Origin of the sequence: Kitasatospora sp. NPDC127035, from assembly GCF_042726075.1 — a bacterium.
GTDB lineage: Bacteria > Actinomycetota > Actinomycetes > Streptomycetales > Streptomycetaceae > Kitasatospora.
The window spans coordinates 121,438-144,399 of the sequence record NZ_JBHXDN010000006.1; the positions used below are offsets into that span (position 1 = coordinate 121,438).

The 22,962-nt window shown below is 76.0% G+C and carries 18 protein-coding genes and 1 other RNA gene; 9 read left to right on the plus strand and 10 right to left on the minus strand.

The features are described from left to right. Positions 1-172: 172 nt before the first annotated feature. Together ACFWIC_RS05640 and ACFWIC_RS05645 are read left to right on the plus strand one after the other, a co-directional pair. Positions 173-976, plus strand: a complete 804-nt coding sequence (locus tag ACFWIC_RS05640; protein WP_380354181.1) for a methyltransferase domain-containing protein — start codon at positions 173-175, stop codon at positions 974-976. Continuing rightward, the gene (locus ACFWIC_RS05645) at positions 973-2,082 is read left to right on the plus strand and encodes a prenyltransferase (protein ID WP_380516097.1); all 1,110 of its coding nucleotides are present in this window, start codon (positions 973-975) and stop codon (positions 2,080-2,082) included. The genes ACFWIC_RS05640 and ACFWIC_RS05645 overlap by 4 nt, the downstream gene beginning before the upstream one ends. Positions 2,083-2,240: 158 nt before the next feature. Here the strand turns inward: ACFWIC_RS05645 and ACFWIC_RS05650 are convergent, their stop codons facing one another. The 4 genes from ACFWIC_RS05650 to ACFWIC_RS05665 all read right to left on the minus strand — a co-directional run bounded on the left by ACFWIC_RS05650 (position 2,241) and on the right by ACFWIC_RS05665 (position 6,922). After that, complete coding sequence (locus tag ACFWIC_RS05650; protein ID WP_380516100.1) at positions 2,241-3,194, minus strand: hypothetical protein; 954 nt, start codon at positions 3,192-3,194, stop codon at positions 2,241-2,243. A gap of 311 nt (positions 3,195-3,505) precedes the next feature. Continuing rightward, entirely contained in the window at positions 3,506-4,444 is a 939-nt protein-coding gene (locus ACFWIC_RS05655; RefSeq protein WP_380516103.1) for an N-acetylmuramoyl-L-alanine amidase, read from the minus strand. 249 nt (positions 4,445-4,693) lie between these two features. Beyond that, positions 4,694-5,989, minus strand: a complete 1,296-nt coding sequence (locus tag ACFWIC_RS05660) for a hypothetical protein (protein WP_380516105.1) — start codon at positions 5,987-5,989, stop codon at positions 4,694-4,696. 279 nt (positions 5,990-6,268) lie between these two features. Beyond that, positions 6,269-6,922, minus strand: coding sequence for a class I SAM-dependent methyltransferase (locus ACFWIC_RS05665; protein WP_329878862.1), 654 nt, complete (start codon positions 6,920-6,922; stop codon positions 6,269-6,271). Between the two features lie 185 nt (positions 6,923-7,107). On the opposite strand from ACFWIC_RS05665, the gene ACFWIC_RS05670 reads away from it, so the two are divergent. Next, positions 7,108-8,196, plus strand: coding sequence for an alcohol dehydrogenase catalytic domain-containing protein (locus ACFWIC_RS05670; protein WP_380354192.1), 1,089 nt, complete (start codon positions 7,108-7,110; stop codon positions 8,194-8,196). A gap of 122 nt (positions 8,197-8,318) precedes the next feature. Here the strand turns inward: ACFWIC_RS05670 and ACFWIC_RS05675 are convergent, their stop codons facing one another. From ACFWIC_RS05675 to lanL, 3 genes are all read right to left on the minus strand, one after another. Next, entirely contained in the window at positions 8,319-8,489 is a 171-nt protein-coding gene (locus ACFWIC_RS05675) for a hypothetical protein (RefSeq protein WP_329878860.1), read from the minus strand. Between the two features lie 321 nt (positions 8,490-8,810). After that, complete coding sequence (locus tag ACFWIC_RS05680; protein ID WP_380354195.1) at positions 8,811-10,817, minus strand: alpha/beta fold hydrolase; 2,007 nt, start codon at positions 10,815-10,817, stop codon at positions 8,811-8,813. Further along, positions 10,814-13,927: a class IV lanthionine synthetase LanL gene (gene lanL / locus ACFWIC_RS05685; protein ID WP_380516110.1), complete on the minus strand. Its 3,114-nt coding sequence runs from the start codon at positions 13,925-13,927 to the stop codon at positions 10,814-10,816. Before lanL ends, ACFWIC_RS05680 begins: the two co-directional genes overlap by 4 nt. A gap of 529 nt (positions 13,928-14,456) precedes the next feature. Here lanL and ACFWIC_RS05690 point away from each other — a divergent pair. Genes ACFWIC_RS05690 through ACFWIC_RS05700 form a run of 3 tightly spaced genes read left to right on the plus strand, consistent with a single transcriptional unit; the run spans position 14,457 to position 17,210 of the window. Further along, positions 14,457-15,293: a Nif3-like dinuclear metal center hexameric protein gene (locus ACFWIC_RS05690; RefSeq protein WP_329878856.1), complete on the plus strand. Its 837-nt coding sequence runs from the start codon at positions 14,457-14,459 to the stop codon at positions 15,291-15,293. Positions 15,294-15,316: 23 nt separating this feature from the next. Further along, positions 15,317-16,060: a C4-type zinc ribbon domain-containing protein gene (locus tag ACFWIC_RS05695; RefSeq protein WP_329878854.1), complete on the plus strand. Its 744-nt coding sequence runs from the start codon at positions 15,317-15,319 to the stop codon at positions 16,058-16,060. Positions 16,061-16,064: 4 nt separating this feature from the next. Continuing rightward, a complete protein-coding gene (locus tag ACFWIC_RS05700; RefSeq protein ID WP_355407749.1) occupies positions 16,065-17,210 on the plus strand; it encodes a bifunctional RNase H/acid phosphatase in 1,146 nt (381 codons plus the stop codon). Between the two features lie 121 nt (positions 17,211-17,331). Here the strand turns inward: ACFWIC_RS05700 and yaaA are convergent, their stop codons facing one another. Together yaaA and ACFWIC_RS05710 are read right to left on the minus strand one after the other, a co-directional pair. Beyond that, positions 17,332-18,117 carry a peroxide stress protein YaaA gene (gene yaaA, locus ACFWIC_RS05705; protein ID WP_380354203.1) on the minus strand — a complete coding sequence of 262 codons (786 nt, stop codon included), beginning with the start codon at positions 18,115-18,117 and terminating at the stop codon, positions 17,332-17,334. A gap of 41 nt (positions 18,118-18,158) precedes the next feature. Next, a complete protein-coding gene (locus ACFWIC_RS05710) occupies positions 18,159-18,617 on the minus strand; it encodes a DUF3995 domain-containing protein (RefSeq protein WP_329951630.1) in 459 nt (152 codons plus the stop codon). Between the two features lie 244 nt (positions 18,618-18,861). Here ACFWIC_RS05710 and ACFWIC_RS05715 point away from each other — a divergent pair, with 244 nt between their 5' ends. The 3 genes from ACFWIC_RS05715 (at position 18,862) to rnpB (ending at position 22,290) form a co-directional block, all read left to right on the plus strand. After that, complete coding sequence (locus tag ACFWIC_RS05715) at positions 18,862-20,328, plus strand: RNB domain-containing ribonuclease (RefSeq protein WP_329878846.1); 1,467 nt, start codon at positions 18,862-18,864, stop codon at positions 20,326-20,328. A gap of 108 nt (positions 20,329-20,436) precedes the next feature. Next, positions 20,437-21,879, plus strand: coding sequence for a DHA2 family efflux MFS transporter permease subunit (locus ACFWIC_RS05720; RefSeq protein ID WP_380354226.1), 1,443 nt, complete (start codon positions 20,437-20,439; stop codon positions 21,877-21,879). Between the two features lie 13 nt (positions 21,880-21,892). Next, an RNA gene (gene rnpB, locus ACFWIC_RS05725) (RNase P RNA component class A) lies at positions 21,893-22,290 on the plus strand. A gap of 338 nt (positions 22,291-22,628) precedes the next feature. Here the strand turns inward: rnpB and ACFWIC_RS05730 are convergent. Beyond that, entirely contained in the window at positions 22,629-22,832 is a 204-nt protein-coding gene (locus tag ACFWIC_RS05730; protein ID WP_380516116.1) for a hypothetical protein, read from the minus strand. Positions 22,833-22,962 lie beyond the last annotated feature (130 nt).

Here is a 22,962-nt window from a genome sequence, read left to right on the forward strand (position 1 = left end):
CGGGTCGGTCTCCGTCGGTGAGCCGGTCCGTCGGCGAGCCGGTTCGGGGGTGGGCCGGTCCGGGGGTGGGCCGATCGGCCGGCGGGTTCGCCCGACGGCCGCCCGGTTCGTGCAACGCGATATCTCTGACTCGGCGTCAGAAACGTTTCCTACCAAGGAATGGGAGCCCGCAGTGCTGACCGTTGATTTCTCGCGCTTCCCGCTCGCCCCCGGCGACCGGGTGCTCGACCTGGGCTGCGGCGGGGGGCGGCATGCGTTCGAGTGCTACCGGCGCGGTGCCAACGTGATCGCCCTCGACCAGAACGCCGAGGAGATCGCCGAGGTCAGGAAGTGGTTCGCCGCCATGGAGCAGGCCGGCGAGGCCCCCGAGGGCGCGTCCGCGGTCGCGGTGGAGGGCAACGCGCTGGCCCTGCCCTTCGAGGACGAGTACTTCGACAAGATCATCATCTCCGAGGTGATGGAGCACATCCCGGACGACAAGGGCGTGCTCAACGAGATGTTCCGGGTGCTCAAGCCCGGCGGTCTGCTCGCCGTCACGGTGCCGCGCTGGCTCCCCGAGAAGATCTGCTGGGCGCTGTCCGACGAGTACCACGAGGTCGAGGGCGGCCACATCCGGATCTACCGGGGCGACGAACTGCTCGGCAGGCTCAAGGACGCCGGCCTGGAGCCGTACGGGACCCACCACGCGCACGCGCTGCACTCGCCGTACTGGTGGATCAAGTGCGCGGTCGGCGTGGGCAACGACAAGGCGCTGCCGGTCAAGGCCTACCACCAGCTGCTCGTCTGGGACATCGTCGGCACCCCGGTGATCAGCACCCTCACCAAGGCCGCCGAGCGGGCGCTCAACCCGGTCATCGGCAAGAGCTTCGTCGCCTACGCCTCCAAGCCCCGCCGGTCCGGCGTGACCGCCTCCGCCGCTGCGGGCGCGAACACGGACACGGACACGGGCGCGGGCGCGGCGGGCGGCTCGGAGTGACCGCCGCCGTCCCCGAGGTCCTGCTGCTCGACGGCGTGCTCGACGCCGAGCAGGCCGCCGGCACCGTCCGCAGCATCCTCGCCGAGCAGCAACCCGACGGCGCCATACCGTGGTTCACCGGCCACCACCTCGACCCGTGGGACCATACCGAGGCCGCGATGGCCCTGGACACCGCGGGCGAGCACGCCGCCGCCGAGGCCGCCTACCGCTGGCTGGCCGCCCGCCAGAACCCGGACGGCTCCTGGTACGCCGCCTACGCGTACGGCCAGGGCGCCGGGGGTGCGGAGACCGCCGCCGGCGGCTTCGCGGACGGGGAGGTGTGCAACGCCGCCAAGGAGACCAACTTCTGCGCCTACGTGGCCGTCGGCGTCTGGCACCACCACCTCTCCACCGGTGACGACGCCTTCCTGGACTGGATCTGGCCCACCGTCCGGCGGGCCCTCGACTTCATCGTCGCCCGGCGGCTTCCCGGCGGCCCGATCTCCTGGCGGCTCGACGAGCACGGTGAGGCCGCAGGCGAGGCGCTGCTCACCGGTTCGTCCAGCATCCTGCACGCGCTCCGCTGCGGGCTGGCCGTCGCCGACTACCTGGAGGAGCCGCAGCCCGACTGGGAGCTCGCGGCCGGCCGGCTCCGGCACGCCATCTCCCACCACCCCGAGCGGTTCCTCGACAAGGACCGCTACTCGATGGACTGGTACTACCCCGTCCTCGGCACCGCGCTGCGCGGCCCGGCCGCGCTGGAGCGGATCGAGCGGGACTGGGACCGGTTCGTCGTGCCCGGCCTCGGTGTGCGCTGCGTCAGCGACCGCCCCTGGGTGACCGGCGGCGAGAGTGCCGAACTGGCCATGGCCCTCTGGGCGATCGGCGAGTCCGACCGCGCGGTGGACATCCTGCGCTGGATCCAGAAGCACCTGCGGCACAGCGACGGCTCGTACTGGACCGGGTACGTCTTCGAGGACGACGCGATCTGGCCGGAGGAGCGCACCACCTGGACGGCGGGCGCGCTGCTGCTGACGGTCGCGGCGCTGGGCGGGGACCCGGCGACGGTGGCGGTGTTCGGTGGTGACGACCTGCCGACCGGGCTGGTGGTCCAGGACTGCTGCTGAGCCCTGAGCCCCTCGGGGCCGGGGCCTGAGTCGGGCCGGGGCCCGGCCGGTGCTCGGACCGACGACATGCCGAAGGGGCGGGACCGGATCGCGCCGGTCCCGCCCCTTTCGGTGTCGTGCGGGGTGTTCCCGTGCCGCACGCGGGGCGTGCGGCCGGGTCAGCCGCGCTGGATGCCGGCGGTGTCGACCAGCAGGCCCTGGGTGCCGTCCTGGAGCTGGGCGACCAGCGCGGTGCCGCGCTGCTCGACCGCCAGGTACCAGGTGCCCGGGACGAGGTCGCCGACCGGAGCGCCGACCGGGTTGTCCTTCGGGGCCAGCTGGCGCGGCGCCGGGACGGCGAACCAGAACGGCGCGAAGTCGGACGCGGGCGCCTGCTGGGCGGCGGCCTGCGCCGGCCGGGCCTGCTCGGTCTGCGCCGCGTGCTGGGCGGCGAGGTCCTGCGGCTGACCGGCCTGGGACTGGCCCGGAAGCGGCTGGCCGGGCTGGCCCGCCTGCGCGGCCGGGTAGCCGTAGCCGCCGGGCTGGCCGCCGAACGCCGGAGCCTGCGCCTGGTTCGGGTCCTGGCCGGGGCCCGGGTAGCCGTAGTGGCCGACGGGCTGGCCGGGCTGGCCCGCCTGCGGGGTCGGGTAGCCGCCGCCCGGGTAGGGCTGCACGGCCGGCTTGTCGCTGACCAGCGGGGTCTTGAGCACCGGGATCAGCTGACCTCCGGCGGCCGCACCGGCCAGCACGATCAGCGCGATGACGGCGAGCCAGGCGCCGAAGCCGTGGCCGATGCCCTCCAGGCCGCCACCGAGGGACCAGAGCGCAGCCCAGAGCGCCGCCACCGAGAAGGCGATGCCCCACTGGTCCAGCCGCAGGCCGAGGATCTGGCGGTTGGCGGCGGCCTGGCCCTGGAAGCGCTGCACCAGGATCAGGGCGGCGGCCACGAGGCCGAGCAGGAAGACCGAGGGCAGGACGGGGAACAGGACGCTGTCCCAGGCGTTCGTCGAGGTGTCGCCGCAGTACTTGCCCTTGCACTCGACGGTCCAGTAGGGCAGGAAGGATGCGATGAAGAGCAGGACGGCCGCACCTGCGACGGCGGCGTCTCCCTTGGTGAGAGCGCGCAGATTCACTAACGTTCCCCTCGTTGGTGTGTCGTGGTCGGCGGGTTTCGTGTCGGCGCCCGACGCGGTCGGCTGACCGGCCGGAAAACCCCGAACGGACCAGAAGCCTAGGGCCAACCGCCCGGCGGGTGCACGGCGGGCTCGGCAATGGGGCGAAGTCGTTGCAAACTGCGCGGTTCCGACCCCTGCCGTCCACCGGCCCGCCCACCGGCTGTCGACTCCTCAGGACGCCTGTTGTGCGGCGTACCTCACAGTGTGCTCCACGGCGCGTTCTCGGGGAGCTGCCTGCCGGGTCGCCGCCGCGCTGTTCGCGGCGTCGCCTACCGGGTGGTCAGAAACGTCGTCAACGCGTCGGCGATCCCCTGGGCGGCCTGCTGGCGCCACTGAGGGTCCGTCATTCGACGGGCGTCCGTCGGGTTGCGCATGTTACCGCACTCGATGAACACCTTGGGTACGGTCGACAGATTGAGCCCGCCGAGATCCGAACGGGTGTCCAGCCCCTGGCTCGCCGTGTAGTCGGCGTAGGGCTCGCCGGTGGCGGCGCGGAAGCCGTCGCGCAGCAGGAGGCCGAGCCGGTGCGAGGGGGCGACGATCGCCGAGGTGTCCGCCCGGCCGGCGACCACCTTGGCGGGCATGATCACGTGGAACCCGCTGCCGCTCGCCGGGCCGCCGTCGCCGTGCACCGAGACGGCCGCGTCGGCGTGGGCGGTGGTGCCGGCCCTGGCGCGCTCGTCGATGCACGGTCCCCACGGGCGGTCGCCGTCGTGGACCAGCACCACCGTCGCACCCCGTGCGGCGAGGATCGCACGCGCCCGGCGGACCACGTCGAGGGAGTACTCGGCCTCGGTGTAGCCGGCGTTGGTGGAGGTGCCGGTGGTGTCGCACTCCTTGCGGGCGTTGCCGATGTCGACCTGCCGGTTGATCTCGGCGGTGTGCGAGAAGTTGCCGGAGTTGTGGCCGGGGTCGAGCAGGACGGTGCGGCCGGCGAGGGCGATGGAGGAGACGGGGGCGGCGCCCGCCGCGGGGGTGGTGGGGGCGCCGGGGGCGGCCGGGGCCGTCGCCGGGGCGTCGGTGACGGCCGGGGTCGTCGCGGGGGCGAACGGAGTGGCGCCGGACGCGTCGGGAGCGGGTGGTGCGGCGCCGGCCGGTGCCGGGGCGGCGGTCGCCGGGGCGGTCGGGGCCGAGGCGTGCGTGCCGCGGTCGGGGGAGCCGACCGCCTGCCAGCCCAGCCAGCCGGCCAGACCGAGGGGGCCCAGCACGCCGATCACGGTGACGGTGCGCAGCAGGGCGGAGCGCCTGCGGGGCCCGGTCTGCCCGGTCGGTTGAGCCGGTTGAGCCGGTTGAGCCGGTTGAGCCGGTTCGGTCGGTCGAGCCGGCCCGGCAGGGTCGGACGGCCCGGTGGGCGGAGCCGGGTCGGTGGGCGGAGCCGGGTCGGTGGGGCCGGACGGGCCGTGGGCGGTGCGGGTCACGGGTGGTTCTGGTCCTGTTCCTGTGCCGTACGGGGTGGTTCAGATCCGGTCCTGGGTCCGGACGGTCAGGCCGAACTGGTCGGCGATCGTCTTCCACTTCGCCACGAAGTCCTTCTTCGCCTGGGTGGCCCGCGGGTTGAGCTCGTCCGCGCGCTTCTTGTCGGCGGTGTTCGGGGCCGTGCCCGAGCAGCCCTGGGTGGCGACCGCCCGGGCCCAGCTCGCGTACGCCCGGTCGACGTCCGCGGACAGCTGCCAGGCGGACGTCAGCGACTGCACCGCCTCCGCGCCGCCGGGCAGGTCGGTGAAGCTCAACGCGGCCAGCTTGGTGAGGAGTTGGTCGCGCTGCTTGGCGCCGTTGTCGAACACCTGGGCGGCGGCGTCGATGTCGGGCTTGGACGGGCAGCTGCTCACCTTCGCGACCGCACTGCCGATCGGCGCCTTCGCGCCCTCGCCCTGGGTCAGCAGCTCGTCCAGCGCCTTGGCCTGCGGCTGGGCGTTCGGGCCGCCCCCGGCGGTCGGGCTGGGGGTCGCGCTCGCGCTCGCCGAGGGGGTGTCGGTCGGGGTCGGTGCGCCGGTGCCGCCGGTGGGCGCCGGGGCCGGCTGGGGGGCCCCGGACGGGGCGGCGCCGTCGGCGGTGGCGGAGGTCGGGGACGGGGCGGCCCGGTCGGTCGTGGAACCGTCGTCCCTGATGGCCCAGAGGATGCCGCCGCCCAGCGCCAGGACGAAGAGCAGGGCGAAGGCGATCAGCAGCGGCGCGCGCTTGCCGCCGCGGTCGTCCTCGTCGTCGACGTCCTCGTAGCCGGTCGGGTAGTCCGGCGGGGGGTAGCCCGGCTGCGCGTAGTTCGGCGCGTAGTCCGGCTGCGGGTGGTGCTGCGGGTGGCCCTGCGGCGGTTGGCCAGGGTACGGAGCGGCGCCGGGGCCCTGGCCGTACGGCGGCGGGGGCGGCTGCTGCCCGGGCTGCTGCGGCTGCTGGTACGGCGTGCCGTACGGCGGCACGGACCGGGGTGGGGCCGGCTGGGGCGGGACCGGCAGGGGGATGCGGGCCGTCGGGGCGTCGTAGCCGGGCGCGGGGTCCGGGGCGGCGGCCAGGTACGGGCGGGCGCCCAGCGGCGGTCCCTGGTCGCCGACGGCGCCGGCGGAGGGCTGCTGCTGCGGGGCGGCGGGCGGCTGGGGGTGGCCGGCCGGAGCGACGGGGCCGGTGGGCGGTCCTGCCGGCGGCGTGGGGGGCGGGCCGGCGGGTGCGGCCTGCTGCTGAGGTCCGCGCACCCAACCGCCGGCGCCACCGCGGGCGGTCGGGTCCCAGACCGCCGGAGCGGTGTTCTGCTGGTCCGTCATTGCGCTAGCCCCCACGGTCTGCCCGGATGCTCTGCTGTGTCGTGCGGCCGTGCCGCGGTCGCGGGCGCCCGCGACCGCGCGGACACCGTACCGTCCGCGCCCCCGCCCGACAGCCCCGGCACGACGTTAGAGCATCCGTGATCGGCCGTGGGACGGCTCGGCCGATTCCCGGCCGCGCCGCGGGTTCCCCGCCCGGGCTCCCCGCCCGCGTTCCGGTCCGCGTTCCCCGGGCCCTCCGGCCGCACCCGCCGGGTCCGCCCGCAGATCAGGGCGGGCGACTCAGGCGGCGGCGCGGCGCAGCACCCGCAGCGATCCCGTCACCGAGACCTCCTCGAACCCTTCGGCGAGTGCCCGCAGGTACACCCGGTAAGGGGCCTGGCCGCCGTCGGCCGGGTCCGGGAAGACGTCGTGCACCACCAACAGGCCCTCGGGCGCCAGGTGGGGCGCCCAGCCCTCGTAGTCGCCGGTGGCGTGCTCGTCGGTGTGGCCGCCGTCGATGAAGACCAGGCCGAGCCGCCCGCCCCAGAGGGCCGCGATCTGCGGGGAGCGCCCGACCAGGGCCACCACGTGGTCCTCCAGACCCGCCGCGTGCAGGGTCCTGCGGAAGCGGGGGAGGGTGTCCATCCGGCCGACCTCCGGGTCGACCAGGGTCGGGTCGTGGTACTCCCAGCCGGGCTGCTGCTCCTCGGAGCCCCGGTGGTGGTCGACGGTCAGGGCGACCGTGCCGGTCTCCCGGGCGGCGGCGGCCAGCAGGACGGCCGAACGGCCGCAGTAGGTGCCGATCTCCAGCACCGGCAGGCCGGTGCGGCGGGCGGCGGTCACGGCGGCGGCGTACAGCGCGAGGCCCTCGTCCACCGGCATGAACCCGGTCGCGCCCTCGAACGCGGTCAGCACCTCGGGCCGGGGGCGCGCGGTCTCCAGGAGGTCGGACATGGTGCTGCTCCTCGGCGGGGTGGGGGTGGCGGGGGTCCTGCTCGCCGTCGGACCCTACTGGACGGTACGGGGCCGGCCGGCCCCGGGACCCCGCGCGCCACCGGGTGGAACGTGTTCCACTCCGCCCCGGCGCGTCGTGCCAGAATCGGCCCGACCGTCGATCCGAGGAGAACCGGAGCAGCCGCATGCGCGCAGCCGTCCTGCACAAGACCGGCCAGGACACCCTGGACGTCCGCGACGACGTGGTGGCGGTCGGTTTCGGCCCCGGCAAGGTGAGGGTCCGGCTCCGGGCGGCCAGCCTCTGCCACTCGGACCTGTCGGCGATGAGCGGGGTGCTGCCGCACCCGGCACCGTTCGTGCCGGGTCACGAGGGCGCGGGAGACGTGGTCGAGGTCGGCGAGGGGGTGACGGACGTCGCCGTTGGCGACCGCGTGGTGCTCTGCTGGATGGCGCCGTGCGGCCGCTGCGCCCACTGCGAGCGCGGCCGGGGCCACCTGTGCGTGGCCAGCCTGCGGCGCCTCGGTGCGCCCGGTTTCCGCTTCGGCGCGGAGGGCGGGTTCGTGGAGGCGTCCGGCTTCTACGGCACCGGCACCTTCGCGGAGGAGGTGGTGGTCGACCGGGACGCGGTCGTCCCCGTGCCGGCCGACCTGCCGTACGAGCCGGCCGCGCTGATCGGCTGCGGTGTGACCACCGGCATCGGCGCCGCCGTCCACACCGCCCGGGTCGAGCCCGGCGCGTCGGTCGCGGTGATCGGCGCGGGCGGGGTGGGCGTCTCGGCGGTGCAGGGCGCGCGGGTCTGCGGTGCCGGCCGGATCGCGGTGGTCGACCCGGTGGCCTCGCGCCGGGAGCGGGCCCTGGCCTTCGGTGCCACCGAGGCGCTCGCCCCCGAGGAGCTCAAGGCGGCGGCGAAGGCCCTGCCGGGCGGCGGGTTCGACTACGTCTTCGAGGCCGTCGGCCGCTCGGCCACCGTCCGGGCGGGGTACGACGCGGCTCGGCGCGGCGGCGCCGTGGTGGTGATCGGTGCCGGGGCCCAGGACGATCTGGCGAAGTTCAGCATGGGGGAGCTGTTCTTCAACGAGAAGCGGCTGCTGCCCTCGCTGTACGGCGGGGCACCGGTGCCGCGCACCGTCGCCCTGGTGGTGGAGCTGTGGCGGGCCGGGCGGATCGACCTGGCGGGGATGATCACGCACCGGGTGGGACTGGCGGACGTCAACGAGGCGCTCGCGCAGATGCGGGGCGGCGAGGCGCTGCGGACGATCGTGACGCTGGACTGACCCTCCGGCGGGTGGCCCCGCCGGATGCGGCCCAGGGCCCGCCGGAGTGTCCGGCGGGCCCTGGCGCGCGTGGTGCGGGTGCGAGTGGTGCGAGTCGCACGGGGGCGCGGGGTCGGTGCGGGTCAGCCCCGGCCTGCGGCGGCGCGGTGCCGGCCGTGCGGGTCGGCCTCGGGCACGTCGTCGGAGGCGGAGCGGCCGCGGTGGCGACCGTGCGACGCGGCGCCCTCGGCCGTGGTCTCGTCGGCGTCGGTCCCGTTGGCCAAGGGTCCGGTGGTGTCGGTGAGGGTGGACATCAGAATCGTCTTTTCCGTGCGGAGGTGAGGGTGTTTCGGCGCCCGGCCGTCACCGCCGGCGCGGTCGGGGCCCGGTCGGGCACTCGACCCGGGCGGCGGCGCCGGGGCGTCTCCGGGCACGCACGGCCGGTGATCGCGGCCCGTGCCCCGGTCACCTTAACCGCCGGAGCGGGCGAGATCCTAGCGAGGTCACGACGAGCACCGCACCGGCTCCACGGCCCCGGACGGCCGTGCCTGAGCGCGGGTCGGACGGCGGGACGGTCGGAGCGCGGACGTGTCCCGGACCGGAGCCGGGGACCTGTCCCGGACCGGACCGGGGACCTATCCCGGACGGCCGGTGCGCAGGAACGCGGCGAGCAGCTCGTGCAGCACCGCGCCGCCCTCCTCGGCCAGGACCTCGTGACCTGCGCCGGCCGCCTCCACATACCGGAAGTCGGTCCCCTCGGTGCGTCCGATCCGCAGCAACTCGTGGCGCAGCGACCTCGATTGGCTGACCGGCGCCACCTCGTCCCGGTCGCCGTGCACGATCAGCAACGGGGCGCCGATCCGGTGGGCGAGCTGGAGCACGTCACGCGGCCCGCGGGCGTCCGCGATCGGTTCTCCGCCGCCCAGCCGGGTGGTCAACGCCCTTACCGGGGTCGCGGCTTCGGCCAGCAGCCGGGCTCCGGACAGGAACGGCGCGACGACCGCGCAGCGGGCCACGTGCTCGGCCGGAGCGTGCGCCGCCGCCAACAGGGCCAGGAAGGCCCCGTAACTGACCCCGAACAGGGCCGGCGGCTCCAGACCGAGCGCGGCGCGCTGCCCCGCGATGCCCTCCAGCAGGGACAGGACGTCGTCGAGGTCCGGGCCGCCCCAGGCGCCCCGGATGGCCATCGCGTGCGCCAACCCGTAGCCGGTGGAGCCGCGTTGGTTCGGCGCCAGCACCGCCAGCCCTTCGGCGGCCATCCGCTGCAGCGCCGGGTCGAACTCCAGTCGCCACGCGTCCGCCGGGCCGCCGTGCAGCGCGAGTACCAGGTGCGGGCTGCTCAGCCAGCCGTCCCCGCCGTACACCACGGCCTCCAACGGTCCGGCCGGGCCCGCCAGTTCGAGGCTCTGCGCGGGGTGCCAGCGCCCGCCCTCGCCCGGCGGGGTGGAGCCGTCCAGGCGCCAGCCCGGCTGCGGGGTCCGCGGGCCGGGGCGCGGGGCGCCGGGGTACCAGGGCAGGACGGTGTCCCGCCACGGCCCGGGCAGACCGGTGCCGAGCGGTGCCAACTGCAGGGGCAGCGGCGTCGCACCGGACGCGGCGGGCGCCGGGCCGTGCGCCAGCAGCGCGTCCACGTCCAGGGTGGCGAGCGCCGTCGGGTGGTCGGGCGCCGAGTACGGCATCCGCAGCCCCGCCGCCGACCAGTGCCCGACCGCGCCGAGCCGCCCCGGCGGGACCGGCAGTTGCTCCAGCCGCCCGGCGGCCGGCTGCCACAGCGCGAGCGAGGAACCGGCGCCGTGGTCGACCTGGAGCACCACCCGGGCCCCGCCCGCGGTCGGACGCAGCGCCACCGGGCGCAGGAGCATGCCCGCGACGTGCAGGCACTCCGGGAACCTCAGCGGCGCGTCGCCGCCCAGCACGCCCCAGCCGATCCGGTCGGTCCCGGGCGCGTCGCTGCGCACCATCGCGAACCGGCTGTCCGGGTCGAACAGCACCAGCCGGTCGTTGCTCCGCTCGCCGATCTCCAGCAGCGGGGTGACCGCTCCCGTGCGCAGGTCCAGCACCACGGTGCGGACCAGGCCGCCGCCCACCCGGTCGAGCGCCAGCAGGGCGCCGGTGTGGTCCAGCCAGACCCCGCCGCCGTGCAGCCCCGGGAACTCGGCGACCTGGTGCGGCGCCGAGCCGTCGGCCCGGACCAGCCAGACCGTGGTGGCCGGGCGGGTGTCGGTGCCCAACGCCAGGGCGACCGGGGCCCGGGGGCCGGTCGGGGCGCCGGCCGGCAGCGGCAGGAGGCGCAGCCCGGGCGCCCGCAGGGTGGCCAACGGCCTTTCGGCGGTGACGAGTCGGCCGTCCTGGTCGGTGGTGTGGGACAGCGTCACCAGGTCGTGCCGGTCGCCGTCGTGCCGGCAGACCAGCACCGAGCCGTCCGGCGGCGCGACCAGCTGCGACCGGGGGTCCTCCGAGCGGTTGCCGGGCAGCCGGAGCCCGGCCGCCGAGGCGGGGCCGTCCGGGGGCAGGCGCCAACTCTCCACGTACCAGCCGCCGTCGGCGGCGGACGCGAGACAGGCGGCGTGGCTGCCGTCGGTCGCGAAGGTGAAGCCGAGCCGGCGCAGCGCCTGCGTCGTGGTCCGGGTGGCCACGTTCATGTCGTCCTCGCCTCCGCCGGTTCGACCCTCTGCCCGTCCGCCGGCCCGTCCGCCGTTCGGCCCGAGGTCGCGGACGGGAGCGGTGCCGGGTCCGTCCAGAGCCGGGGCCCGCCGTACCGCAGCCGCAGCAGGAAGGCCAGCGCGCCCGCCGTGCCGGTGCCGTACGCCGCGGCGCACCCGGTGCCGGTCTCGTCCGGCAGGACCAGCAGGCCGTCCCGCAGGGCCGGACGGGCCGCGAGCAGTGCGCCCACCTCGTGGGCGGAGGAGAGGAACTCCGGATCGCCGGTGGCTTCGGCGAGGTCGAGCAGGTACTCGCCGTCGCCGGCCAGGCCGTGGCAGGCGGTGATGCCGCCGTGCCACCGCGCTGCGGCCGCCGCCCGTCCGGCGGCCAGGGCCAGCCGGTGGGCGTCGGGATCCCCGGTGGCCCGCCAGAGCCGGAGCAGGAAGGTGCCCGCGCCGGAGGATCCGCTGCACCAGTGCGCCAGCCGGACGTGCTCGGGATCGTCGGCGCTCTGCGGCCACCACGCGGTCTCCCCGGAGCCGGCCCGGTCGAGGCGGGCGGTCGCGGCGATCGTGCGTCCGGCCGCCGTGGCGCCGTCGAGCAGCGCGCCGTCGCCGGTGGCCTCGGCGGCTGCCAGCAGGAAGGCGCCGACGCCCGCGACGCCGTGGGCGAAGCCGAGGTGGGTGACGCCGGCGAGCACGGAGTCGAAGTCCTCCGGCACCGGCCACACCGTGCCGTACGGGGCCTGCCGCGCGGTCGCCAGCAGCCCGTGTCCGCAGCGGGCGGCCCGGTCGAGGAACGCCGCGGTGTCCGGTGCGAGGCCGTCCCGCGGCCCGCCGACCGTGGGCCCGCCGACCGTCGGGTGGGGCGGCACCCCGGTGGCGAAGCGGAGTTGGAGGTAGCCGGCACCGGCCGCGCCGTGGCAGACGTCGGGGTTGGGCCACGTGACGGGTATCCGCGCGGCCAGCTCCGCCGCCCGCCCGGCCAGGGCGCGGTCGTCCAGCGCGTCGGCGGCGTCCAGCAGCGCCCAGGCGGCGCCGGACCGGCCGAAGTGCAGGCCGGGCAGCACCACCGGCTCGGCGGCGCAGCGGCGTTCGACCCACTCGGCGGCCGTCCGTGCGGTCGTCCGGGCCACGGTCCGGACCTCGGCCGGTAGCCCGTGGGTCGCGGCCGCCCGGGCCAGGACGGCCAGCACGCCCGCCGCACCGTGCTGGACGTTGCACGGATCCGACCGTTCCCCGGCCGGTACCACCGGCCAGAGGCGGTCGCGCCGCAGCGGCGTCGCGGTGGCGGCGAGGTGGCGCAGGCCGTCGTGGAGCACCCGGTCGACGGCGGCGCCGCCGTCGGGGTCGGCCTCGTCCCCGCCCGGTCCTGGCACGTGCGGTCGGGCGGCGGGCAGGGCGGTACCGGTGCCGATGCCGGTGTCGCCGCCGTACACGGACGCGAAGCGCGGCGTCCCGTCGTCGGGGACCGGACGGCCGCCCGGTGCGCGGGCACCGCCATCGCCACCACCGGACTCCGCGGCCGCGCCGGACCCGCGCCCGGCCGCCTCCGCCCCGGCCGCCGTTCCCGCCAGCACCTCCCGGACGCGGGCCACGCTCCACCGCCGCCGGGGCTCCTGGGCGCGGAGCCCGAGGACGGCCGGGGCGAGGCGGCGGGCGGTGGCACCGGAGCGCGCCGCGAGGGCGAGCCAGCGGCCCAGCCGGTCGGCGACCGGGCGGGCGCACGGGAGGTCCTCGGGCAGCAGCGGGTCGTGGCCGGTGGCGAGCAGGAAGAAGAGCCCGCCGAGCGCGTAGAGATCGGTCTCCGGGTCCGCGGTGGAGGCGCCGCCGGTGACCAGCGTGAGCCGCCCGGGGCCCTGTTCGGGGGCGCGGTACCCGGGGGCGCCGGCCGAGCCGGCCCGGCTGCCGGCCTCGGCGGCGAGCTCCAGGCCGACCAGCCGCAGCGAGCCGTCGGGCAGGACGAGGACGTTGCCGGGGGAGAGGTCCCGCAGGACGAGTCCCTGCTCGTGCACCCGCTCGACGAGGTCGAGCAGGGCGTGGGCCACCGGTCCGGCCTCGGCCCAGTCGACGTCGGGGCTGCCGTCCCGGCGCAGCCGGGCCGCGACCCAGCTGCCGAGCGGCTGTCCGGCGATCCGTTCCTGGACGAGGAAGAGGGAGTCGTCCTGTTCGACCAGTTCGACCGGTCGGGGGGCCAGGCCCCGGCCGTCGAGCCGGGCCAGCAGAGCGGCCTCGTGCCGCAGTGCGGTGCGGGCGTCGGTGCCGGCGCGGTCCACCTCGATGTGGGCGCGCGCCTGCTTGACCACGACCTCGGTGCCGCCGTCGGTGTCCCGTCCGAGGAAGACGCCGCCCTCGGCGCCCTTCCGGAGGGTGCCGGTGATCACGTACCGCCCGGCCAGCAGGACCCCGCCGCTGCCGCGCCGCCGTGCCGGGGGCCGGCCCGCGCCGGGCCCGTCCCCGGCGGGATCGCGCACCAGCGGGTCCCGGGCCCACGGCGGGCAGCGGTACGCGGCCTCGCTGACGTCCTCGACCCGTTCGCCGCCGGGCCCGCGCAGCATGGACCGGTAGCCGCCGTCGTTGCCCAGCTCGGCGCGGGCCGCGATGGCGCCGTACCGGTAGTGGACGAGGCTGCCCGGCCGGTACGGGCGGTCGGAGAGCACCACCGGCCCGGGCAGGCCCTCGGTGGCGCGGTGCAACGCGGCGGCCAGCCGCCGGAACTGCGGCTCGCCGTCCGGGTAGACGGTGATGAACTTGCCTGCCGAACCCCGTTCTCGGTGGCGCGAGTTGATCTCGTGCAGCTGGGCCGACCCGGTGGCGAACCGGAACGTGCACGGGTCCTCGGCCAGGATTTCGGTGACGGCGGCGAGCACCACACCGCCGACCGCCGAGGCGGCGCTGACGTGGAGCTTCCAGCCCTCGTCCGCGAGTTCGCCCGCGGGCGGCCTGGCCGTGCACCAGGGGCCTTCGGCGGCGATCCGCCAGTCGCCGCCTCCCCGGCCGGCTCCGGCCAGCACCGCCCGCGTCATCTCCGGCCACGGGCCGACCGCATCCGGCCCGTGGTCCGCCGAGTCCGTTCCCCCGGCCGTACGCAGCGATGTGCCCGCTTCCATCCGCCACCACATCCCTTCGTCTGGGCCGGTGCCCGCCGGTGCCCACTGCTCCGGCACCCGGGCACCCGGCCGCGGCCTGAATCGGTCCCTCGGTGGGCGCGGGAGTTCGGCCCCGGCCGCGTCCGCCCCGGGTCCGCGGTCCGGCGGTCTCCTGCCGGTGGTCCGTACGGGTCCGCGCGGGTCCGTGCCCGCGGCCGGGCGGGGCGTCCGCCCGACCTCGGGGGCGGTGCAACTCCCTTTCGCAGGAGTGAAGTTACTTTCAGTAGTGAGGAATGCTCAACGCGAAGCCGGTCACTTCACTCGTAAGGGTGATCCGGGCGCCGTTTCGCATGTGTGCGAGGCATCCCGTGTGCGGGACCCGGGCCGTGCGGCCCGGCGCGTACGGCCCCCGAGCGCCCTCCGGACGGCGCGCGCCGGCCGCCCGCGCACCCCGAACCACAGGTTGACGCCCGTCCGTGCACCGGACGGCCCGGGCGCCCGTGCGAACCGGGAGGCCCGGCCGCCCCCGCGCGCACGGTAGTCTCGACAGGTGCCGAAACTGTCCGACGTCATCGCCGCCCTCGAAGAGCTGTACCCGCCGCAGTGGGCGGAGTCCTGGGACGCCGTCGGCCTGGTCTGCGGAGACCCTCAGGCCGAGGTCCGACGCGTGCTGTTCGCCGTCGACCCCGTGCAGGCGGTCGTCGACGAGGCCGTCGAGTGGGGGGCCGACCTGGTCGTCACCCACCACCCGCTCTACCTGCGCGGCACCACGACCGTCGCCGCCACCGGCTTCAAGGGCCGTGTCGTGCACACCCTGATCCGCAACGGGATCGCCCTGCACGTGGCCCACACCAACGCCGACCACGCCGACCCGGGCGTCTCGGACGCGCTCGCCGAGGCGGTCGGCGTGACCGTCACCGGCCCGCTGGTCCCGGACCCGACCGACCCGCTGGGCCGGCGCGGCACCGGACGGGTCGGCCTGCTGGAGCCCCCGCTGCCGCTCGCCGCGTTCGCCGCGAAGGTCGCCGCGGGCCTGCCGGCGACCGCCGCCGGCGTCCGGATCTCCGGTGACCCGAACCGCCTGGTGAGCCGGGTCGCGGTGTGCGGCGGCTCCGGCGACAGCCTCTTCGCCGAGGTGCGCGCGGCCGGCGTCGACGCCTACCTCACCGCAGACCTGCGCCACCACCCGGCCTCGGAGGCCGCCGAGACGGCGCCGATCGCCCTGGTCGACGCCGCGCACTGGGCCACCGAGTGGCCCTGGCTGACCCTGGCCGAGCGGGCGCTGAACGGCGCCGGCGAGAAGCGCGGCTGGGCCGTGGAGACGAAGGTCTCCCACACGGTCACCGACCCGTGGACCGCGCACGCCCCCATGTCCTTCCCCGCCTGACCCGATTCACAGGAGCTCTCCGCTTGAACGCCGCGCCCGCCGACCAGATCCGCCTGCTCGACCTCCAGGCCATCGACTCCAAGCTCGACCAGCTGGCCCACCGGCGGCGCAGCCTGCCCGAGCACGCCGAGATCGAGAAGGTCAACGCCGACCACATCGCGCTCAAGGACCTCGTGGTCGCCGCCCAGGCCCAGCTCGGCGACACCACCCGCGAGCTGACCAAGGCCGAGCAGGACGTGGAGCAGGTCCGCGCCCGGTCCGCCCGCAACCAGCAGCGCCTGGACTCCGGTGCGATCAACTCGCCGAAGGACCTGGAGAACCTCCAGCACGAGATCGGCTCGCTGGCCAAGCGCCAGGGGGACCTGGAGGACGTCGTCCTGGAGATCATGGAGCGGCTGGAGTCCGCCCAGACCCGGGTCACCGAGCTGACCGCGCGGCTGGAGCACTCCACCGTCGTGCTGACCGAGGCCGAGGGCCGCCGGGACGCCGCGTTCGCCGAGATCGACGGTGAGGTGGCGAAGATCCGGCGCGACCGCGAGACCGTCGCCGCCGTCGTCCCGGCCGACCTGATCAAGGTCTACGCCCGCCTGCGCGAGCAGCAGGGCGGCGTCGGCGCGGCCCGCCTCTACCAGCGCCGCTGCGAGGGCTGCCGCACCGAGTTCTCGATCACCGAGCTCAACGCCATCAAGGCCGAGCCGGTCGACAAGGTGGTCCGTTGCGAGAACTGCGGGCGGATCCTGGTCCGCACCGCCGACTCGGGCGCCTGAGCCGGTGGCGGGGCGCAGGTTCGTCGTCGAGGCGGACGGCGGGTCCCGGGGCAACCCGGGGCCGGCCGGCTACGGTGCGGTGGTCCGCGACGGCGACACCGGCCGGATCATCGCCGAGGCGGCCGAGTTCATCGGCCACGCCACCAACAACGTCGCCGAGTACAAGGGCCTGATCGCCGGACTGAAGGCGGCCCGGGACCTCGACCCGGACGCCTCGGTGGACGTCCGGATGGACTCCAAGCTGGTCGTCGAGCAGATGTCCGGGCGCTGGAAGATCAAGCACCCGGACATGCAGCCGCTCGCCGCCGAGGCCCGGACCGTCCTGCCGCGCGGGCAGGTCAAGTACACCTGGATCCCGCGCGAGCGGAACAAGGACGCCGACCGGCTCGCCAACGAGGCGATGGACGCGGGCAAGGCCGGCCGCCAGTGGGAGCCCAAGGCCCCCAAGGCCGCCGCCGCCGTCGTCGAGGAACCGCCGCTGGAGACCGCCGCGCCCAAGGCCGGCTGGGCCGGCGACGCCGACCTCGGCACCCCGACCACCTTCGTCCTGCTCCGGCACGGCGAGACCCACCTCACCCCGGAGAAGCGGTTCTCCGGCAGTGGCGGCACCGACCCGGAGCTCTCCGAGAAGGGCCGTTGGCAGGCCGAGCGGGCCGCCGAGGCGCTGGCCGCGCGCGGCTCGGTCCAGGCCGTGGTCGCGTCGCCGATGCTCCGCACCCGCCAGACCGCCGAGACCGTCGCCGCCCGGCTCGGCCTCGACGTCCGGTACGAGGAGGGGCTGCGCGAGGTCGACTTCGGGGCCTGGGAGGGACTGACCTTCGGCGAGGTGCAGGAGCGCCACCCGGAGGACCTCACCGCCTGGCTGGGCTCCGCCAAGGCCAGGCCGACCGGCGGCGGCGAGAGCTTCACCACCCTCACCCACCGCGTCGGGGTGGCCCGGGACAAGGTCCTCGCCCGCTACCCGGGGAAGACCGTGCTGGTCGTCTCGCACGTCAGCCCCATCAAGACGCTGGTCCGGCTGGCGCTCGGCGCACCGCCGGACGCGCTCTACCGGATGGAGCTGTCCGCCGCCTCGCTCTGCGCCGTCCAGTACTACGCGGACGGCAACGCCTCGGTGCGGCTGCTCAACGACACCGGGCACCTGCGCTGACCGTGCGGGCTCGCGGAACCGCGCGCACCCGCGCCGGGGACCGCCGGGAACCAGGGAAGGGCCGGTCGGGAACGACCGGCCCTTCGACGTGCGGTCCGCGTGCCGGCGGACTCGGTGCACCTCAGTGCACCTCGGTGACCACCACGTCCAGCTGCCACGGCTTGCGCGCGGTGCCCTCGGCGGCGACCTCCACCCGGTAGCCGAGCCCCAGCAGCGCGTCCACCAGCTCACCGGGCGCCTTGGGCGCCGCGTCCGTGACCAGCAGGTCGCGGACCAGCCGGCCCTTGGTCGCCTTGTTGAAGTGGCTGACCACGGTGCGCCGGCCGTCCCGTTCCTGGAGCACCCGGACGGTCGCCGTCCGGGACACCACCTCGCCGGCGGGCTTCCAGGCGGTCGCGTACGCGGCGGAGCGCAGGTCCAGCACCAGCCCGTCGGCCACCTCCGGCAGCACGGGCGCCATCGCACCCCGCCAGTACGCTCCGAGCGCCCCCAGGCCGGGGAGTTTCACGCCCATCGAGCAGCGGTAGGGCGGGATCCGGTCGTCGATCCGCACAGCGCCCCAGAGCCCGGAGAAGACCAGCAGCGTCCGCGCCGCCCGGTCGTACGCGGCCTCGTCGAGCGTCGCCAGTCCGAGGTTGTCGAAGAGCACCCCGGTGTACACCTCCCCGGCCGGGAGCGCGCCCGTCGTCGGCAGGCCGGCGTTCCTCGCCACCTCGCCGCGCAGGCCGGGACTCAGGCCGAGCACCTCGGCGGCCGCGTCGCCGTCGCCCCGGCAGAGGTCGACCAGGGTCTCCAGCACCCGGGCCCGGGCCGCCGTCAGCCCGGGCAGCGACAGCCCGTCGAGCGCCAACGGCACACCGTCCCCGGACGCGGCCTTCCCCTCCGAGGGCGGCAACAGGACCAGCACGGCGTACTCCTCAACACTTCGTGGCGGCGGACCCGGCCACCCTACGCAACCGGCCCCCGCTCCCGGTAACCCGTCGCCGCGACCGCCGCGGCCCCGGCGCCGAGCGCCAGGCAGAGCGGCGAGTAGTACCGGGTGTCCAGGCGCCGGAACCGCTCCGAGCGCCCGAGCAGCCCACCACCGAAGAGCAGCAGCCCGCCCGCACCGCGCGCCAGCATCACCGCAGACACCGCCCGCACCCCCACCCGGCGCAGCCGCGCGGGCCCGACCGCCGGCACCACCCCGGCCTCCGCGGCCACCAGGTACGCGGCCGAACCCAGCAGCCCCGCCACCGCCGCGCACGCCGCGGCCGGGGGCACCCCCTCGCCGGTGCCGACCACGGTGTCCGCGAACTCCTCCGGCGTCCGCAGCGGCCACGGCGTCACCGTCCACAGCGCGTGCAGCGCCCCGGTCCCCGCCAGTACCCCGGCCACCGCCGACCCCACGACCTTCGACCCACGCATCGCCCGATCCCCCTCCTCCGTTGCGATCACCAGCTCCCCCCACGCTACGACCCCTTACACCGCCACCCCGGCACCCCACCGGCCCCGCCACGACGACGACGTGGCCGCTGCTGCCAAGGACTTCAGGTCGCTGCTGGGCCGCTGAGCCCCCGCCTCGCGGCCGTCGCAGGACCGGCCGGACGTCGGCACGCCGCCCGCGGGCGACGTCCGGCCGGAACCACCCGGCCGGCCCTACGCTGCCTCCATGCCCCGCCGAAAACTGCGTGTCAAGGCCGCCGACTCCGCCCGGATCAACGCCGAACTGGCCGAGTTGCGGGCCCGACCGGAGATCCGCACCGAGTGGCCCGAGGCCGTCCTGGCGGAGGCCGAACAGGCCGCCGAATGCCCGCGCCTGCCCGAGTACGACGCCACGGACCTGCCGCTGTTCACCGTCGACCCGCCCGGCTCCCGCGACCTCGACCAGGCGATGCACCTCGCCCACCGCCCCGGCGGCGGCTACCGGGTGCACTACGCCATCGCCGACGTCGCCGCCTTCGTCCGCCCCGGCGGGGCGATCGACGAGGAGGCCCGCCGCCGGGTCGAGACCCTCTACTTCCCCGACCGGCGCGTCCCGCTGCATCCGACCCGGCTCTCCGAGGACGCGGCCAGCCTGCTGCCCGGAGAGCTCCGCCCGGCCCTGCTCTGGCAGCTCGACCTGGACGCGGACGGCGCCGTCGTCCTCGCCGACCTCCGGCGCGCGGTGGTCCGCTCCCGGCGCCGGCTCGACTACGCGACCGTCCAGCGTGCCGTGGACGCCGGCGGAGCGGACGAGCAGCTCGGCCTGCTCGCCACCGTCGGCCGGCTCCGCGAGGAGCGGGAGCGCGAGCGCGGCGGGATCAGCCTCCCCGTCCCCGAGCAGGAGATCGAGGAGACCCCGCGCGGCTATGCGCTCGGCTACCGCGCGCCCACCCCCGCCGACGGCTGGAACGCCCAGATCTCGCTGCTCACCGGCATGGCCGCGGCCGAGCTGATGCTCGACGCGGGCGTCGGCCTGCTGCGCACCCTGCCCGCCGCCCCGCCCGCCGCGTACGAGCGGCTGCGCCGCACCGCCCGCGCGCTGGACGTGGACTGGCCGGACGGCCTGCCGTACCCGGAGCTGATCCGCTCCCTCGATCCGCAGCGCCCGCTGCACGCCGCGTTCCTCGACGAGTGCACCGGCCTGCTGCGCGGGGCCGGCTACGCCGCCTTCGACGTGAGCGGCGGCGTGCCCGCGCCCGCCGACCCGGTGCACGCCGCGCTCGCCGCGCCGTACGCGCACTGCACCGCGCCGCTGCGCCGGCTGGGGGACCGGTTCGCCCAGGAGGTGTGCGCGGCGGTGGCGGCGGGGGAGGAGGTGCCGGCCTGGGCGCGCGAGTCGCTGCCCGGGATCCCGGCGCTGATGGCGGCGGGGGACCGCCGTTCGGGTGAGGTCGAGCGGGCCTGCATCGACCTGGTGGAGGCGGAGCTGCTGGCCGGCCGGGAGGGCGAGGACTTCGCCGCGGTCGTGGTCGACGTCGACGGCAAGCGGCCCGGTCGCGGCACCGTCCAGCTGCGGGATCCCGCCGTCCGGGCCCGCTGCGAGAGCCCCGACGGCGCGTCAGGCGGCGGGGGTCTGCCGCTCGGCGAGCTGGTGCGGGTCCGGCTGGTCGTCGCCGACCCCGCCACCCGTACGGTCCGCTTCACCGCCGTCTGACGGCCCGGCCGGTGGGAGGATCGACCCGTGGCCGAAGCGACCTCCCCCAGTCCACCGCCCGCCGCCCCGCACCCGGGCCCGTCCGCCGATCCCGGCCGGCGCCGCCGCCTGCTGATCCTGGCGATCTGCTGCCTGAGCCTGTTCATCGTCGGGCTCGACAACACCGTCGTGAACATCGCCCTCCCGGAGATCCAGAAGGACCTGGACGCCCCCGCCTCCGGCCTGCAGTGGATCATCGACGCCTACACCCTGGTGCTGGCCTCGCTGCTGATGCTGTTCGGGTCGGTGGCCGACCGGTTCGGCCGCCGCCGGGTGTTCCAGACGGGTCTGCTGCTCTTCGTGCTCGGCTCGCTGCTCTGCAGCCTGGCGCCGAGCCTGGAGTGGCTGGTCCTGTTCCGCGCGGTGCAGGCGGTCGGCGGCTCGATGCTGAACCCCGTGGCGATGTCGATCATCACCAACACCTTCACCGAGCCGCGCGAACGGGCCCGGGCGATCGGTGTCTGGGGCGGCGTGGTCGGCATCTCCATGGCGCTCGGACCGCTGCTCGGCGGCTTCCTCGTGCACGCCGCCGGCTGGCCGGCGATCTTCCTGATCAACGTCCCGGTCGGCCTGGTCGCCTTCCTGCTGACGGCGCGCTACGTCCCCGAGTCGCGCGCCCCCCGCGCCCGACGGCTGGACCCGGTCGGACAACTGCTCATGGTGGCGCTGCTCGGCTGCGGCACCGCCGCGATCATCGAGGGCCCGGAGCACGGGTGGACGTCCCCGCTGATCCTCGGCCTGGCCACGACGGCGCTGGTCGCGCTGGTGGCCTTCCCGCTGTGGGAGCGCCGGGTCGCCGAGCCGCTGGTCGACCCGCGGTTCTTCCGCAGCGCGCCGTTCACCGGCGCCACCCTGACGGCGGTCTGCGCCTTCGCCGCGCTCGGCGGCTTCCTCTTCCTCAACACCCTCTACCTCCAGGACGTCCGCGGCTACAGTCCGGTCGAGGCGGGCCTGTGGACGCTGCCGATGGCCGGGATGATGCTGGTGTGCGCGCCGCTCTCGGGCCGGATCGTCGGCAGCCGGGGCCCGCGCGGCCCGCTGGTGCTGGCCGGGATCGGCCTCACCGGCAGCGGCCTGCTGCTCACCCGGCTGGCCGCCGACTCCCCGCCCGCCCTCCTGCTGGCCGCGTACGCGCTGTTCGGCTTCGGCTTCGGCATGGTGAACGCGCCGATCACCAACGCCGCGGTCTCCGGCATGCCCCGCGCCCAGGCCGGTGTGGCGGCGGCCGTCGCCTCGACCAGTCGGCAGGTCGGCCAGTCGCTCGGTGTCGCGGTGATCGGTACGGCGGTCACCGCGGCGGTGATCGGCCCGGTCGTCACGGGCTTCGCCCCGGCCAGCCACGTGGGCTGGTGGATCGTGACCGGTCTCGGCGTCGCCATCCTGGTGATCGGGCTGGTCACCACCACCGCCTGGGCCACCGCGACCGCGGCCGGGGTGGCCGCCCGGCTCGGCGGCGAGCCGCCCGTCGCCCGGGCCGCGGTGCGGGAGGCGCCGCCCGAGCGGCTACGATGACCACTACGGCGGAAGAGCCGGCCGGGCGGCCGCGACGGGTCCCAGGACCCGCCGAGGAACGTCCGGGCTCCACAGAGCAGGGTGGTGGGTAACGCCCACCCGGGGTGACCCGCGGGACAGTGCCACAGAAAACAGACCGCCCGCCGCTTCGGCGACGGGTAAGGGTGAAACGGTGGTGTAAGAGACCACCAGCGACCGGGGTGACTCGGCCGGCTCGGTAAACCCCACCTGGAGCAAGGTCAAGATCGGCGCCTCCGGGTGCCGTGCGCGGATGACCGAGGGCTGCTCGCCCGAGTCCGCGGGTAGACCGCACGAGGCTGTCGGCAACGGCAGCCCTAGATGGATGGCCGCCTCCCCGGCTCGCGCAAGCGGCCCGGGAGACAGAACCCGGCGTACAGGCCGACTCTTCCGCCCCTTCGCAGGTCGGACCTCCGAAAGGTGGTCTGACCTGCGGGTTCAGTCTTCTCATACTTTCTCGTCGATGCTCAGGATTTCTCGGCATGGACCTCCCTGGAGACTCCCTGACTCCCTGGGAACTCCCTGGCGCTCACGCACGAGAGCCGCCCCGTACCCACCACTCGGGGGGTACGGGGCGGCGTCGCGGGCCGGTAGGATCCGGCATGCCTCCCAGCGTGAGGGTTCCTACCGACCTTCGATCCCGCCGGTCAGCGCCCGATGGAAGCGGGCACTGCGCGGCGGGGGCTCAGGGGGTGCGGGCGGTCGCCTCAGGCGGGCGCCCGCTGCTGCCGTCAGCCCCAGACGGAGTCGGCCAGGGTGGCCGCGGGCGACGGGGTGGCGGTCGGGGTCGACTCGGGAGCGACAGCGCCCCAGACGGAGTCGGCGACCCGGTCGGCCGGCGCAGGCGCGGACGGGGCCGCGACGGCCAGCCCGGCAGCGAGGGCGGCGCCGAGGGCGGCGACCGCGGCGGCACGACGGAGGCTCTTGCGAGGCATGCGGCACCCCTTCGAAGTGTGTGTATCCAGTGAAGTGGAGGGGCGCGCTCCCTCTGGATCTAGGGTGCGCGCCGTTCGAATCCGAATCAAGCCTTTCGCCGGGTACGCTGAAGATGTTGCGCCTTTGCGC